The organism is Oceanobacter sp. 4_MG-2023 (genome assembly GCF_030689165.1).
In the GTDB taxonomy this organism is placed as follows: Bacteria; Pseudomonadota; Gammaproteobacteria; order Pseudomonadales; family Oceanobacteraceae; genus Oceanobacter.
The window spans coordinates 216,087-230,886 of record NZ_JAUYVV010000002.1; the positions used below are offsets into that span (position 1 = coordinate 216,087).

Genomic DNA, 14,800 nt, shown 5'->3' on the forward strand with positions numbered 1-14,800 from the left:
GAGTTATTGGCCACGGCTGTGCTATTCGGGTTTGATTTTTTGGTGATAATCAGCAAACTACTAAGAAAGCGCTTTATAGAGGTGCAGCATTATACGTTCGTGCCTGTTTCAGGCAACCGCATCGCTCGGGAATGCTGCCGTTTTGGAAACAAACAAGCCTCACTATTGACGTAAAGGTAAAAGTCCAGAATAATTCTTCTGGTCTGAAGCCCCCGAAAAGTAGCGCCGAATCACCGCGCCACTGGGTAAATCGGGGTAAAATTTCAATCATTTGAAGATAAGAGGAATCTATGAAGGTTCTCGTCGCTGTAAAGCGCGTCATCGACTATAACGTCAAGGTACGCGTCAAGCCGGATAATACGGATGTTGATCTGAATAACGTCAAAATGGCCATGAACCCGTTCTGCGAAATCGCTGTTGAAGAAGCGGTACGTCTGAAAGAAAAGGGCATCGCCAGCGAAATTGTCGTTGTTTCCATTGGCCCTAAAGTAGCACAAGAGCAGATTCGTACTTCCATGGCTCTCGGTGCTGATCGCGGCATTCTTATAGAAACTGAAGACAAACTGGAATCACTGACTGTTGCTCGCTTGCTGCAAGCGGTAGTCGAAAAAGAAGAGCCTCAACTGATATTGATGGGCAAGCAAACCATCGACAGCGATAACAATCAGACTGGCCAGATGCTGGGTGCTCTGACCGGTATGGCACAAGGTACTTTTGCTTCTGATGTTGCGATTGACGGCGACAAGGTCAAGGTAACCCGGGAAGTTGACGGTGGCTTGCGTATTGTCACTCTTGAATTGCCCGCCATTGTTACCACCGATCTGCGTCTGAACGAACCCCGTTATGCGACCCTGCCAAACATTATGAAAGCCAAGCGTAAGCCGTTGGCCATCATGACACCGGCAGATCTCGGCGTCACCATGGAGTCAACCCAGACGTTGCTGAAGGTGGTTCCACCAGCAGAGCGTCAGGCAGGTATCAAGGTGGCCGATGTTGCAGAGCTGGTCGAAAAACTGAAGAACGAAGCGAAAGTGCTGTAAACAGGAGTCAATGAAATGAGTATTCTGGTAATAGCGGAACATGATAACGCTACCCTGAAAGGCGCTACGCTGAACGTTCTCGCCGCCGCTGCTGAAATTGGCGGTGATGTTGACGTACTGGTTGCAGGTTCTGGTTGTCAGGCTGTCGTGGATGCTGCAGCGGCAGTCGCTGGGGTCGCCAAGGTGCTGGTTGCGGACAACGCCGTATATGAACACCAGCTGGGCGAAGTCATGGGGGATCTGGTTGCCAACATAGGCACAGGTTACAGCCATATTCTGGCACCCGCCACGACCACAGGCAAAGACCTGTTGCCTCGTGCTGCAGCGCTGCTGGGCGTCAATATGTTGTCCGACGTGATTGAAGTGGTTGCTGCTGATACATTCTCACGCCCGGTGTATGCCGGTAACGCTGTGGCAACGTATCAGAGCAACGATGCCATCAAGGTACTGACGATTCGTGCGACTGGCTTCGATGCGGTTGCCGCAACCGGTGGCTCAGCAACTATCGAAGCTGTTGATTTTGTCAGCGCCTACGGCAAAAGCGTATTTTTGAGTGAAGAGTTGGCCAAATCCGATCGTCCGGAACTGACAGCTGCCAAGGTTGTGGTTGCCGGTGGTCGCGGTATGCAAAATGGCGATAATTTTGCCATGCTGTTTGATATGGCAGACAAGATGGGAGCGGCAGTCGGCGCTTCCCGTGCAGCGGTAGATGCCGGTTTTGTTCCTAATGACCTGCAAGTTGGTCAAACAGGTAAAATCGTTGCGCCAGAGCTGTATATTGCTGTTGGTATCTCCGGTGCAATCCAGCATCTGGCTGGCATGAAAGACTCCAAGGTGATTGTGGCCATCAACAAGGACGAAGAAGCACCGATTTTCCAGGTAGCGGATTACGGACTGGTTGCGGACCTCTTTGATGCTGTTCCAGAGCTGGACAAACTCGTTTAACATCAAGGCGTTAAAAAGGCCCGGCTCAGTCCGGGCTTTTTTGTGTCACCGATTTGTCATTAAATAGACATAAGCTGCGCCCCAGTGTCGTATTGTCGAAAAGAAGTGCATTTACGGACGGTTTTGTCGCAATACTTTACCGATGGAGTGTCGGAGCCACCGAACCATCAGTATGATGCATGGGTCGATAGTGATGTGCCGGGTGACCAGCGAGTCTGTATTGTTGACCGTCAGGTATTATTGTTATCAGAAAGCTGTGCAGACAGCCGGTTATTATTGACGGCCATTGTCGGTGTGTGATCCAGGTGCTCCGTTTTACGGAGTCTTGGGTCCACTTATCTTGGTCGCAACGTTGGATAATTCATGAGTTCTACCCTTGTACAAGATCAACCCGAAGACCGTGCTGAAACGATATTGATTGACCCGTCGACCCCGACGGCAAATGACCAGAACAATAGCTCCACCGGGCTGGCTACTCGCGTGCCTTTCGGTTTTGCCAAGCGTTTTGGTGTGCTGGTTGAAGGGGCTGCCGATGGGCTCAAGGTGGTACACCGGGTGCCGGTCAGTGCAGAAGCCATTATGGAAGTGCAGCGCTTCCTGTCTTTGCCATTCCGGCTCGAAGGTGTGGCCGACGACGAATTTGATCGCCGCCTGGGGCTGTCTTATCAGACCGACTCATCAGAAGCCATGGAAATGGTGGAAGGCCTCGGCGATGAAATGGATCTCGCCAGTCTGGCTGATTCCGTTCCTGAAACCGAAGATTTGCTGGAGCAGGACGGTGACGCGCCGATTATCCGTCTGATCAATGCCTTGCTGACCGAAGCAATCAAGGAAAATGCTTCGGATATCCATGTCGAAACCTACGAAAAACGCCTGGTGGTGCGCTTTCGCATTGATGGCGTGTTACGCGAAGTGGTGCAGCCCAAGCGGGCTCTGGCCGCCTTGCTTGTCTCTCGAATCAAGGTCATGGCCAAGCTGGATATCGCGGAAAAACGGGTGCCACAAGATGGCCGTATCGCCCTGCGGATCGGTGGACGGGAAGTGGATGTTCGGGTATCGACCATGCCATCCAGCCACGGCGAACGGGTGGTGATGCGTTTGCTCGATAAAAAAGCCGGGCGCTTGAGTCTTTCTCAGCTCGGCATGTCGGAACGTGATTTACGCACCATGCGTAATATCATCAGCCGACCTCACGGAATTATTCTGGTGACCGGCCCAACCGGTTCCGGTAAAACCACCACGCTGTATGGCGCCCTCAGTGACCTTAACGACACCAGTCGTAACATCCTGACCGTAGAAGATCCGATCGAATACAGCTTGCCCGGTATTGGTCAGACCCAGGTTAATGCCAAGGTTGAAATGACCTTTGCCAAAGGCTTGCGGGCCATTTTGCGTCAAGACCCCGACGTGGTCATGATTGGTGAGATCCGGGATCTCGAGACCGTTGAGATTGCCATTCAGGCTTCTCTGACCGGTCACTTGGTGTTGTCCACACTGCACACCAATACGGCTATTGGTGCGATTACCCGCTTGCAAGACATGGGGGTTGAGTCATTCCTGTTATCCTCCAGTCTGGTGGGCGTATTGGCCCAGCGACTGGTCCGGGTGCTTTGTGATGACTGCAAGGTACCGGCAATTGCCAATGCCAGTGAATGCGAGTTGCTCGGCGTCGATCCTGATCAGCCTCCGGAAATATTCCACGCCAAAGGCTGTGACAAATGCAACCAGCTGGGTTATCGCGGTCGTCAGGGGATTTACGAAATCATTGAAGTTGATGAAGGCCTGAAAACCCTGATCCATGACCGGGCAGGGGAGCAGGCCATGACCGCTCACGCCCGTCGTCTTGGTCCCAGCATCACCCAGGATGGCATTCGCAAGGTACTGGGCGGCAGCACAACCATTGAAGAGCTGCTGCGGGTTGCCAAGGGATAATTATGGCTGCATTTCTTTACCAGGCGCTTGATGCCAAGGGCAAGCAGCTGAAAGGTGTGCTGGAAGCTGACAGTGCCCGACAGGTGCGGCAGAAGCTGCGCGACAAAGGCTGGATGCCGTTATCGGTGGAATCCACCAGCGTCAAACAGAAGCACAGCTCCGGTGGTCGCGGCCCCGGCATGTCCGTACCAGACCTGGCACTGCTTACACGCCAACTGGCAACCCTGATTGGTGCCGGCCTGCCTATCGATGAAGCCTTGCGGGCGTTGTCTGAGCAAACCGGCAAAGCCAAGATCAAGGCCATGATCCTCGCCATCAGGGCCAAGGTTCTGGAAGGTTACACGCTGGCCAAGGCCTTGGCCGAATACCCGCGAGCCTTTCCGCACCTGTACCGCTCGACGGTCAGTGCCGGTGAACATGCCGGGCATCTGGACGGCGTGTTAAACCGGCTGGCAGATTACACGGAAGCGCGGCAGTCGGCAGATCAGAAGATCAAGCTGGCCGCCATGTATCCGATCATTCTCAGTATCGTGGCAATCGGGATTGTGGTTGGCCTGCTGACATACGTCGTACCTGATATTGTTGATGTATTTGTTAAAAACGGTCAGGAACTGCCTGGACTGACCCAGTTCATGCTCGATCTCAGTCATTTGATTACCGACTTCGGACTGTATATTTTACTGGCGGTAGTGGCGGTGGCGGTACTGTTTGGCCAGGCCATGAGAAGTCCGGCATTCCGTGAAAAATATCACCGTTTCATGCTTGCCGTACCGGGCATCGGTGGTTTTGCCAAGGACGCCAATACCGCCCGTTTTGGCAGCACGCTGGCGATTCTGACCAGCTCCGGGGTTCCCCTGGTTGACGCCATGCGTATTGCCAGTCAGGTCGTCGACAATATACCGATCAAAAAAGCATTGACCGAAGCCACGCTGGAAGTCAGCGAAGGCGGGAGCCTGCACAAGTCGCTGGATCACACCGGCTACTTTGCCCCCATCATGCTGCATATGATCGCCAGCGGTGAAAACAGTGGTGAACTCGATGCCATGCTGGCAAAAACAGCGCAGCAGCAGGAAACTACGCTGGAAAATACAGTCTCAGCGATGGTCAAAATCTTTGAGCCCATGATGCTGCTTACCATGGGGGCGATTGTTGCCCTGATTGTTGCCGCTATCATGATGCCCATTCTTGAATTGCAAAACATGGTTCGTTAGGAGAAACACATGCAAACCCGCAAGCGCGTACAAGGCTTTACCCTGTTGGAAGTGATGGTTGTACTGGCCATTATTGGTAGCATCATGGCGCTGGTCGCCACCAATATTATTGGTTCCGCTACCGATGCCCAGGTCAAGACCACCAAAAGCCAGATGAAGCTGATAGAAGGCGCGCTGGATATGTACAAACTCGATAATTTCACCTACCCAACCACCGAACAGGGCCTCGAGGCCCTGATCAGCAAGCCGTCATCGTCTCCAGTACCCAAAAACTACCGCAGCAGTGGTTACCTGAAAGGCAACAGCGTACCAACCGATGCCTGGGGTAATGAGTTTCTGTACTACCTGGAAAAAGGGCAGTACGAAATTGTTTCGCTGGGCGCTGATGGCCAGGAAGGCGGCGAAGCTGAATACGCCGACATTTCCTACCCCGAATAACAAGCTACTGACTGCCGGGGTGACCCGGCAGATGGACATCTGTGTTGACATCCTTTCGCCCCATGACATTACCAGCCCAGCGCCCGCTCCCGCAAAGAGGATTCACTCTGCTCGAATTGCTGGTTGTGCTGATGATTATTGGCGGCTTGTTGTCGCTGGTTAACCTGAATGCCAGCGACACCCAGATTCAGGATGAAACCGGGCGTTTTGCCACAACTCTGGTAATCGCCATGAATCTCTACCGTGAAGAAGCCGCCTATCGCAACCTGGACCTTGGCCTGGCCATGGACCGGGACGAGCTGATGCTGTTGTCGTGGCAAGATGTTCGTCAGCAGGCCGCCAAGGGCACGCTGTCAGTGGAAGAGCTCAGTGATATCGATAAAAACCCCTGGCAAGCGTATTCCAGTGCATCCCTGAATGCGCCAACCGTGCCGGAAGGTATGGTCATGGCGTTGGTGATAGATGATGACGATGTCGACTTTGAAGAGCTGCTGGACAACGACGAAGGCCCATTACCCGCATTGCAATTTCTGTCATCAGAAGAGTACACCGCCTTTGAACTCACCATTACCCATGACGCCGACAACAGCTTTGCCTTTGTGATTCATGGCGATGGCTTCAATCCGGTGTGGAAAGAGGTGGTTCGATATGAGCAATAATACCTTCAATGCCTGCCGGCGGGCCGATGGTTTTACGCTGCTCGAAGTGATGATCGCACTGACTATTTTTGCTTCCATTGCCATCGTTATCAGTGGCACCACCAGTCAGGCCGCCGACACCTTGCTGACGCTGGAAAACAAGACCATGGCATCCTGGGTGGCTGAAAATCGCCTCGCCGAAATTCGCCTCAGTCACGAAACCCCCAAGGTTGGTACCACTCGGGACACCGTTGATATGGCATCCCGCGAATGGCAAACCCTGACGACCGTGATATCAACCAGCTGGCCCGGAGTTGTACGGGTAACCGTTGATGTATCACTCGAAAGTGAACCCGACTATATCCTCGTCAGCCTGGCAACCATTATGGGTGAACACGGATGACGCGCTATCAGGGCTTCACCCTGCTGGAGGTTATTGTCGCCGTCGCCATTACGGCATCCATCAGTGTTGGCTCCGTGCAATTGCTGCACACCATTATTGTTGCCCGTGATTCAACCGAAGTCCGGTCGGACCAGATGATTGCACTGCAGCGGCTGAATGCCATTGTCAGTCGTGATATTGAGCAGTTTATCAATCGTCCCATTCTGGATGCCTATGGCGATGAACAGGATGCTCTCCTGCTGGATGACGGGGATTACCTGCTCGAATTAACCCGTACCGGCTGGCGTAATCGCCCCGGTGTTGAAGACCCGCGTTCAGAGCTGCAGCGTATCGCCTATCAACTGGAAAGCATCGACAGTGATGCCTGCGAAGCCGCCCGGCGGCGTCTGTCCGACTGGGGGATAGAAGAACCAGAAGGCGAGTGTCTGGTGCGCTATGTCTGGTCGGTACTGGATCGCAGTTATGACAGCGAGCCAAGAAGCATGGTGGTACTCGACCAGATTGAGGAGCTGGACATATCGCTACTGGCCGACACCGTCAACAGCGACGATGAAGTCACGGATTCAACCTGGTACGACAGCTGGCCCATTGTACAAGGTAGTGATGAATCGGTTATCCCCCAGGGGATGCGTTGGAAAATGACCTTGCCGATCATCGGTGAAGCAACCCGGCTCTGGACGTTGGCACATGATGGTGAGGAACTGTGATGCGCCGCCAGCAATCCGGACTTGCCCTGTTGATTGTCTTGCTGATTTTCGCTGTGGTCAGCGTTTTGGCCACCGTACTGATTGAGCGTCAGGCCAAGGATATCCAACGAACCACGGCCCAGTTGGCACGCCAGCAGGCACAAGCGTTTTTGCATGGCATCGATAGTGTGGTGCGCAGCGGCCTGTATATGGACTGGGACAACGACCCGGATATCGATCATGGCTTGGAAGAGTGGGCCATTGACCGCACGTTTCCGATGGACGAAGGCCAGGTATTTATTCGGATGGTGGATGCCCAGGGCAAATTCAATCTCAACTGGCTGGCTCCGGCTGCCAGTAATCAGAGCGTGTGGCAACAGCGGCTGTATAACTTGCTTAACGACCTGGGGCTGGATGTCACGATTGCAGAGCGACTGGCCGATTGGATGGACGCCGAAAGCCAGGTAGAAAATGACTATATGAGTCTGGAGCCGCCTTATCGTCCTGCTTATCAAATCTGTAAGCACACCTCTGATCTGATGCTGCTCGAAGGGGTCGATACCGACACTTATTACGCCCTGGAGCCTTATGTCACCTGCTTGCCGGTGACGACCCAGCTGAATATCAACACGGCCTCTGAACTGGTAATGTCAGCCCTCGATGCCAACTTTTCCATAACGGACGCACAAGCGGTTGTATCTGCCCGAGGTGATAGCGGGCTGGCCAGTGTCAGTGATTTTCTGGACCTGGATGAAGTGAAAGGTTTTGTGTCGGGCAGCAGTAACAGCAACGACAGCAAATGGACCGAAAGCGATTTCACCGTCAAATCGGAATATTTTGAAGTATTTGGGCGAGTGGATATCGGCACCAGTGGAGACTGGTTTGGTACCAATGAGTTTTTACTCAAGCGCGATGCCGATAGCGGTAATTTCCGTACCTTGTATCGGGACTATTCCCGCCGGGAAGCCAGGCGTTTGCCTGAGCTGCCCAATACCACCCCTTGATTTATTAAATTCAACCAGCGTAAGTGATATGCAGCGAGAAACAGCATGAACACAATCAAAGTGACCTGGCAGGGGCACGATGCCCAATGGCTGGTGAGCGATCCCAGCAATGATGCTGTCCCGCCCTGCAACCTGGAAGACTGGGCTGCTGACCAACCCGACCTGACTCCAGTACGGATGATTCTGTCAGCGGCCAATTACAGCTGCCACTGGATCGAATTGCCGGGCGTTTCAGGCCGTCATCTGGCCCAGGCATTGCCTTTTGCGCTGGAAGAGAACCTGATCAACGATATCAGTGAATACCTGATTGTACCGGCAGGCAAAGTGGGGGTCCGGGCTCGGGCTTACGTAACGGCCTGTGATCTGGTCGAGCGCCTGCTGGAACAGGCAGGGCATTTACATCTGACAGTGCGGGAACTGATTCCGGAAACCCAACTGCTACCGGAAGCAGCCATTGCCGTTTGGCAGGATCAAGGCTGGCTGGTCAAGCTGCCGGGAGTATTCGAAGGCTGGGTCAATGAGTTTGCCATAATGCCGGTGCTGGAATCCGTACTGGAAGACCAGCAAGGCCTGGGTGTATTAACCATTCATGCATCGGGGCTGGATCAAGCCAACCTGTTGCGCACTACGATTGAGACCGGATTTGCAGATGCCTTCGAGCGCATCGATATTTCTTCGGCGACCAGCGACTCACCAGCGTTACCCACCCATGCCCGCCCGGTCAATATGCTGATTGGCCAGTTTCAGGTACGTCATGGCCAGGCAGACAAGCCACGCTCCTGGTGGCGGCCTCTGGCATCACTGGCGACTGCTTGCCTGCTGATCATGGCGGTTACGCTGTATGTGCAAAACCGGCAGCTGGCCAATCAGAGCCAATATGTTTATCAGCAAAGTCTGGCGCTGTACAAACAGCTATTCCCCGGGGTGCGGATACGGGCACTGGAGCGGGAATTTCGCGGCCGACTGGCCGAAGGCAGTCATGGCAACAATCATGGTTTTGCGTATCTGATCAATACCACCGCCAGTGCGTTTCAATCCGTCAACCTCAAAACCATCAAGCTGGACTCAGCGCGTTATAACGAACGCCAGCAAGAGCTGATTATAGAGGTGCAAGCCAGCAACCTCAGTGAGTTACAGACTCTGCGCCAGGCCCTGTCGGAGCGCGGTCTCGATGCCGAAGTGGCCTCTGCCAGCAATGAGGATAAAAAGGTCAAGGGTCGTCTTAAAATAGGGGAGTCCGCATGAATACGGAGATACTGACCGAAATGCGCCAGCGCCTGACAGCCATCCCTCAGGTGCAAGCTGCCAGCAACTGGTACGGTGCCTTGCCTGCCAGAGACCGACTGGTCGTGCGAGGTCTGGCCTGGCTATTAGGGGCTGCGCTGGTGTACGTCCTGATATTTGCTCCGCTGTTACGGGAAAACCAGCGCGTACAGCGTGATCTGGACAAAAAACTGGACGTTTACAACCTGATTGCAGAGAACGCAGGTAAATTTGGTGGCGCCTCACTGGAAAAATCCTCCGGCCCCATTCTGACCCTGGTCACGCAAGCGGCACGGTCTGACCGCATCCAACTGGATCGCTATGAACAGGACGGGCAGGGGGTTCGAATCTGGCTTGATAATATTGAATTCGATATGTTCATCGCCTGGGTCGAATCCCTGCAAATCCGTCACGGCATTCGCGTGAGTCAGATTACCGTCGACAGTTCCGACTTGCCAGGCCGGGTTGATGTGCGGGCAACGCTGGAAAACGAGTAGTCGAGGGGCTGGCAGTGGCGGATGACTATTCTATTGCTGCTTTATAGCGTATCACTATGGCCGTTTCGCAATCCGGGCCAAACAGGCTAGCATATAGCCCAAATTTTATTGCGGAAGAGCCGCTCAGACGCTAATACTCAGAGCATCGACCGCAGTTATTCGACCAGCGCTGGAATAAGCGGGTCACTCACGGAGAAGCGTTATGTCATTTGATTTTGATTTGTTGGTTATTGGTGCCGGTTCTGGTGGCGTACGCGCCTCACGCATGGCGGCCGCCAAGGGGGCAAAAGTCGCCGTGGTAGAAAACCGTTACCTGGGTGGTACTTGTGTCAATGTCGGTTGTGTACCCAAAAAACTGTTTGTTTATGCCTCCGAATACGCTGATAAATTCGCTGAAGCCAAAGGCTTTGGTATCGAAGGAGAACTCAAGAGCTTCGACTGGCCAACACTGCGTGACAACAAAACCCGTGAAATTGAACGATTGAACGGTATCTACGGCAATATGCTCGGTAATGCTGGTGTTACAACAATCAACGGCACCGCCAGCATCAAGGATGCCAATACCGTCAGCGTCGATGGTCAGGACTACCGCGCAGAGCGCATCCTGATTGCCACCGGCGGCTGGCCGTTCAAACCCGAAGTCCCCGGTGCTGAACTGGCGATCACTTCAAACGAAGCCTTCTTTCTGGAAACATTTCCCAAGCGAGTGGTTGTCGTTGGCGGTGGTTATATCGCCGTGGAATTTGCCGGTATTTTTAACGGTCTGGGTGCCGAGACCGAACTGCTGTATCGCGGCGAGCAAATCCTGCGAGGCTTTGACTCCGGGGTGCAAGAGTTTGCCGCAGAGCAGATTGCCAGCAAGGGAGTTCATATTCGCACCCAGACCGATATTCAATCGATCAGCAAAAACGAGCAGGGCGAACTGGTCTGCACACTCAACAACGGTGACTCACTGATTACCGATTGCGTGATGTACGCCACCGGCCGCCGCCCGATGACCGACGGCTTGAACCTGGAAGCCCTCGGCGTGGAAACCCGCCGCAACGGTACCATTGTTGCCGATGACTTTTTCCGCACCACAGTGCCCAGCATTTACGCACTGGGCGACGTGATCGGCACACCGGCTCTGACGCCGGTAGCGCTGGCGCAAGGCATGAAGTTTGTTAACCAGCAGTTTGATGGCGACACCCAGCCACTGTCTTACGACAATATCGCCACCGCTGTTTTCTGCCAGCCCAATATCGCCACTGTTGGCATGACCGAAGACGACGCAGCAGAGCAATTTGCGGGTGATCTCAGCGTGTTTGAATCCAGCTTTCGACCGATGAAACACACCATCAGTGGCATGCCAGAGCGCTCATTCATGAAACTGCTGGTACAAACCAGTACCGACAAGGTATTGGGCGTACATATGGTAGGGCCGGATGCCGGTGAAATCATGCAAGGGTTGTCCGTCGCAATCAACGCAGGTGCCACCAAGTCTGTGTTTGACAGCACCATCGGGATTCACCCGACAGCGGCAGAAGAGTTTGTCACCATGCGTTCACGGGCACGTTAATCCGGCAGTCTGTACCCGCAGAATCGGCACCGCCTGAAGGCGGTGCAGACCGCAGGGGCCGGTGGCACTGTCCGTGCCCACCGGTTCCGACCATTTAGCCGCAGAACACCAATCGCACGCTGTCCATTTGTAGCTGGGCTGTTTCAATAGCGGCCAATACCGCTTGCCGTTCCTGCTGGACATCGCTGATCAGCTGTTCCGGGATGTTGGGGTTATGCTGCGCCAGTGCCTGCAATCGCTGCAGGCGATCATCAAAGGCTTCGTTGGCCTTGTTGGTGGCACGCTGGATCATTTTGTTCAGCTGACCGCCGCCGAGTTTCTCCAGCTTGTAGATCAGCGGTTTGACCTCGTTCATCTTTTGTTCCGCCAGACCTTTGGCGGTTCCGCGTTTTAGCGGCAAGACAAATCCGGCCAAATCCGGCTCATTCACTTTCAGTTCACCGGTGGGGGTAAAAGTCAGGTGCATGGCATCCGCAGGCAAATAACGTTCGATCTGTAAATGCTTGGGCGCCGGGCAGGAAGCCACAAACTGCAGCTGTATAAAACAGTCGCCGGTTTTATAGTCATGTTGCTCAACGTAGCCGACGGAGGCGTTGCCAATCGGGCCACTGGTAACCAGCTCCAGAGCCTGATCGATAAATGGATGTTCCCAGCTGAGGAACTGGACATCATCCCGAGTCAGTGCCACTTCGCGGCGAGTAGTGGCCATAAAGCCATCTTCTGGCAGGTACGGTAAATCTGGCACCAGCATATGGTCCCCAGGGGCAAGGGCAATGCAGTCGTTGTCCAGGTCGGCCACTTCCACACCAAACGCATCGGCAAACAGCTCAATAAAATCATTCAGCTCTGCTTCATCTTCGATATGGGTAATGGTCATATCCCGAGCCAGCGAACGTGAACGTTTGGGGTGGCAGGAATGTAATTCCAGCAAGCGGTCACGGCCTTGTTCAAGCTGTTGTTGCAGTTCCAGTCGTTCACTGCTGAGAGTGGCGACCAGCGCTTCCATGCCGTCACCGGTCAATACGGCGTTGTGCACGGCTTCGCGATGACGTTCCAGCAGTGTCTGGGCCGCCGGGTTGGGCTGGGTAAATACATCCAGCCCTTGATGCAACAGCTGTTGCCAACGACCAGTGGCATGTTGCTCAAAGGCCAGGCTGTGAATCTGGATTTCATTGGCCTGACCAATACGGTCAAGACGGCCAATGCGCTGTTCAATCAGGTCGCAGTTAAACGGCAAGTCAAACAACACCAACTGATGGGCAAACTGGAAGTTGCGGCCTTCGCTGCCGATTTCCGAGCATAACAGCAAGCGGGCGCCTTGTTCCGGATCGGCGAAGTAGGCAGCGGCACGGTCACGTTCAACCAGATCCATATGTTCATGGAATACCGCCACCTGCATGCCGTGCTTTTCCCACAGATAGGCTTCCAGGTCGAGCACTGTGCTGGCGTGATGGCAAATCAGTACCATTTTGGCCTTGCCCGTTTGTTTTAACAGCTCCAGCAGGTGACTGACCCGGGGGTCATCCAGCCACCAGAATGCCTGGCCCCGTTCGGGGAACAGTACGGCATTGATATCATCCGGCGCGGCTTCATAATCCGGTATCGCCAGCTGATTCAGGTGGGGGACGCGAGCCGGGAAGCCAGAGACACCATGACGGGTATTCCGGAACATGGCTCGGCCGGGGCCGCGACGATCAATCAGGGCATCCAGCAAACGGTTGTTGCCCTTGTCTTCTTCCAGTGCTGTTGCCAGGTCTGGCAAGAGTTGTTGCAACTGGCCTTGTTGCTCGGCACTCAGCGGCTCGTTTTCTGCCAGGGCACCGGCCAATTCAGCAATGGGCTGGTAGGCCTGTTGCTCGGCAAGGAACTGATCCAGGGAAGGGTAACGATCAGGGTCCAGCAGGCGCAAACGGGCAAAGTGCCCTTCAATACCAAGCTGTTCCGGTGTTGCTGTCAACAACAGGATGCCGGCACTGGCTTCGGCCAGATCTTCGACCAGCTGATACGCCGGGTCCTGATGTTCCGGTGTCCAGGTCAGGTGATGCGCTTCGTCAACAACAATCATGTCCCAATCGGTGTTCATCATGGCCACGGCGACATCTGGTTCATCGGCCATCGACATCGGACACAAATGCAGCTGGGAGTTACCAAACAAATCGGTATTGCCCGTTTCAATGGCTTCATCAATGTCGTCTTGCTGCAGGATGCTGAAGCGCAAGTTGAAGCGTCGAATCATTTCGACCAGCCACTGGTGCAGCAAGTGATCCGGCACCAGTATCAATACTCGCTGGATCCGTTGCTGCAGCAATAACCGGTGCAAGATCAAACCGGCTTCGATGGTTTTGCCCAGACCAACTTCATCGGCAAGCAATACCCGCGGAATGGAATCCTGGGTGACTTGTTGAGCGATATACAACTGATGTGGCAACAGGCTGGTACGAGCACCCAGCAAACCATAGAAAGGCCGCTGGCGTAATTTGGTGATTTGCTGGAAGCAAAGCTGACGCAATTCGTAGAGGCTATTGTTATCGATCTGGCCGGAAAACAGGCGATCGGCCGGCTGGTTTAGCTGAATGGCGCCACTGAGCTGGATTTCAGAAACCGAACGACCCTTGGTGAAATAGAAAGCGATATCGTCCATCACCTCCACATCATCCACTTCGATAACAGAGCCATCCTGAAGTGGAACGACATCACCGACCTTGAAGATTACCCGGGTAAGCGGCGCATTGTGGCTTGCGTAAGTGCGAACATCGTCAATGGAGGGGAAATAGAGAGTAACAGAACGAAAATCGACGCTTTGAACAAGACCCAAACCGAGATCGGTTTCAGCTTCGCTGATCCAACGCTGGCCAACTGCATACATAGTGATATTTATCCCGAGCTTTTAAACAAGACAGACGTCAGAGCGTGTGATATTCAGATGCTATCAAACACTCGCGAGCGGCGCGAAGTCTACCGCATGCTTGCTTGTGAGGCCATGAGGATGGCGCCTTTGATGTGGGTTTCTGTGGCCAAAATACATTTTGGAATGGCAGAGATGAAGCATCGTCACACAATGGCAATTATTGGTGATTCTGAATGGCCAGAGGGTTGTGGTTTTATGGTTGGATCTCTCTTATATTTCCGATAATTGATATTATCGGAAGTTTAGGAATAACCCGATCCGGTACCCGAAAACCCCG

At 53.8% G+C, this 14,800-nt stretch carries 14 protein-coding genes; 13 read left to right on the forward strand and 1 reads right to left on the reverse strand.

Annotation, left to right across the window (positions count from 1 at the left end; all coding sequences use genetic code 11):
- The first annotated feature begins 290 nt into the window (after positions 1 to 290).
- From Q8W24_RS02650 to gorA, 13 genes are all read left to right on the forward strand, one after another.
- Positions 291 to 1,040, forward strand: coding sequence for an electron transfer flavoprotein subunit beta/FixA family protein (locus Q8W24_RS02650; RefSeq protein ID WP_303431618.1), 750 nt, complete (start codon positions 291 to 293; stop codon positions 1,038 to 1,040).
- A gap of 15 nt (positions 1,041 to 1,055) precedes the next feature.
- Positions 1,056 to 1,985 carry an FAD-binding protein gene (locus Q8W24_RS02655; protein ID WP_303431617.1) on the forward strand — a complete coding sequence of 310 codons (930 nt, stop codon included), beginning with the start codon at positions 1,056 to 1,058 and terminating at the stop codon, positions 1,983 to 1,985.
- A gap of 84 nt (positions 1,986 to 2,069) precedes the next feature.
- Positions 2,070 to 2,285, forward strand: coding sequence for a hypothetical protein (locus Q8W24_RS02660; protein ID WP_303431616.1), 216 nt, complete (start codon positions 2,070 to 2,072; stop codon positions 2,283 to 2,285).
- A gap of 63 nt (positions 2,286 to 2,348) precedes the next feature.
- Positions 2,349 to 3,917 carry a type II secretion system ATPase GspE gene (gene gspE, locus Q8W24_RS02665; protein ID WP_305474311.1) on the forward strand — a complete coding sequence of 523 codons (1,569 nt, stop codon included), beginning with the start codon at positions 2,349 to 2,351 and terminating at the stop codon, positions 3,915 to 3,917.
- Positions 3,918 to 3,919: 2 nt separating this feature from the next.
- Entirely contained in the window at positions 3,920 to 5,128 is a 1,209-nt protein-coding gene (gene gspF / locus Q8W24_RS02670; protein WP_303431614.1) for a type II secretion system inner membrane protein GspF, read from the forward strand.
- A gap of 9 nt (positions 5,129 to 5,137) precedes the next feature.
- Positions 5,138 to 5,566, forward strand: coding sequence for a type II secretion system major pseudopilin GspG (gene gspG, locus Q8W24_RS02675; protein WP_303431612.1), 429 nt, complete (start codon positions 5,138 to 5,140; stop codon positions 5,564 to 5,566).
- Between the two features lie 44 nt (positions 5,567 to 5,610).
- Positions 5,611 to 6,225, forward strand: a complete 615-nt coding sequence (gene gspH, locus Q8W24_RS02680) for a type II secretion system minor pseudopilin GspH (RefSeq protein WP_305451811.1) — start codon at positions 5,611 to 5,613, stop codon at positions 6,223 to 6,225.
- The gene (gene gspI, locus Q8W24_RS02685) at positions 6,215 to 6,607 is read left to right on the forward strand and encodes a type II secretion system minor pseudopilin GspI (RefSeq protein ID WP_303431609.1); all 393 of its coding nucleotides are present in this window, start codon (positions 6,215 to 6,217) and stop codon (positions 6,605 to 6,607) included. Before gspH ends, gspI begins: the two co-directional genes overlap by 11 nt.
- Positions 6,604 to 7,314: a type II secretion system minor pseudopilin GspJ gene (gene gspJ / locus Q8W24_RS02690; protein ID WP_305474313.1), complete on the forward strand. Its 711-nt coding sequence runs from the start codon at positions 6,604 to 6,606 to the stop codon at positions 7,312 to 7,314. Before gspI ends, gspJ begins: the two co-directional genes overlap by 4 nt.
- On the forward strand, positions 7,314 to 8,297 hold the full coding sequence (gspK, locus tag Q8W24_RS02695) for a type II secretion system minor pseudopilin GspK (RefSeq protein ID WP_303431607.1): 984 nt from the start codon (positions 7,314 to 7,316) through the stop codon (positions 8,295 to 8,297). The genes gspJ and gspK overlap by 1 nt, the downstream gene beginning before the upstream one ends.
- Before the next feature lie 45 nt (positions 8,298 to 8,342).
- Complete coding sequence (gene gspL, locus Q8W24_RS02700) at positions 8,343 to 9,542, forward strand: type II secretion system protein GspL (protein ID WP_305474315.1); 1,200 nt, start codon at positions 8,343 to 8,345, stop codon at positions 9,540 to 9,542.
- Positions 9,539 to 10,057, forward strand: a complete 519-nt coding sequence (gene gspM, locus Q8W24_RS02705) for a type II secretion system protein GspM (RefSeq protein WP_303431605.1) — start codon at positions 9,539 to 9,541, stop codon at positions 10,055 to 10,057. Before gspL ends, gspM begins: the two co-directional genes overlap by 4 nt.
- A 202-nt stretch (positions 10,058 to 10,259) precedes the next feature.
- On the forward strand, positions 10,260 to 11,615 hold the full coding sequence (gene gorA, locus Q8W24_RS02710; protein WP_303431604.1) for a glutathione-disulfide reductase: 1,356 nt from the start codon (positions 10,260 to 10,262) through the stop codon (positions 11,613 to 11,615).
- Between the two features lie 94 nt (positions 11,616 to 11,709).
- Here the strand turns inward: gorA and rapA are convergent, their stop codons facing one another.
- Positions 11,710 to 14,481: an RNA polymerase-associated protein RapA gene (gene rapA / locus Q8W24_RS02715; protein WP_305451806.1), complete on the reverse strand. Its 2,772-nt coding sequence runs from the start codon at positions 14,479 to 14,481 to the stop codon at positions 11,710 to 11,712.
- Positions 14,482 to 14,800: the final 319 nt, after the last annotated feature.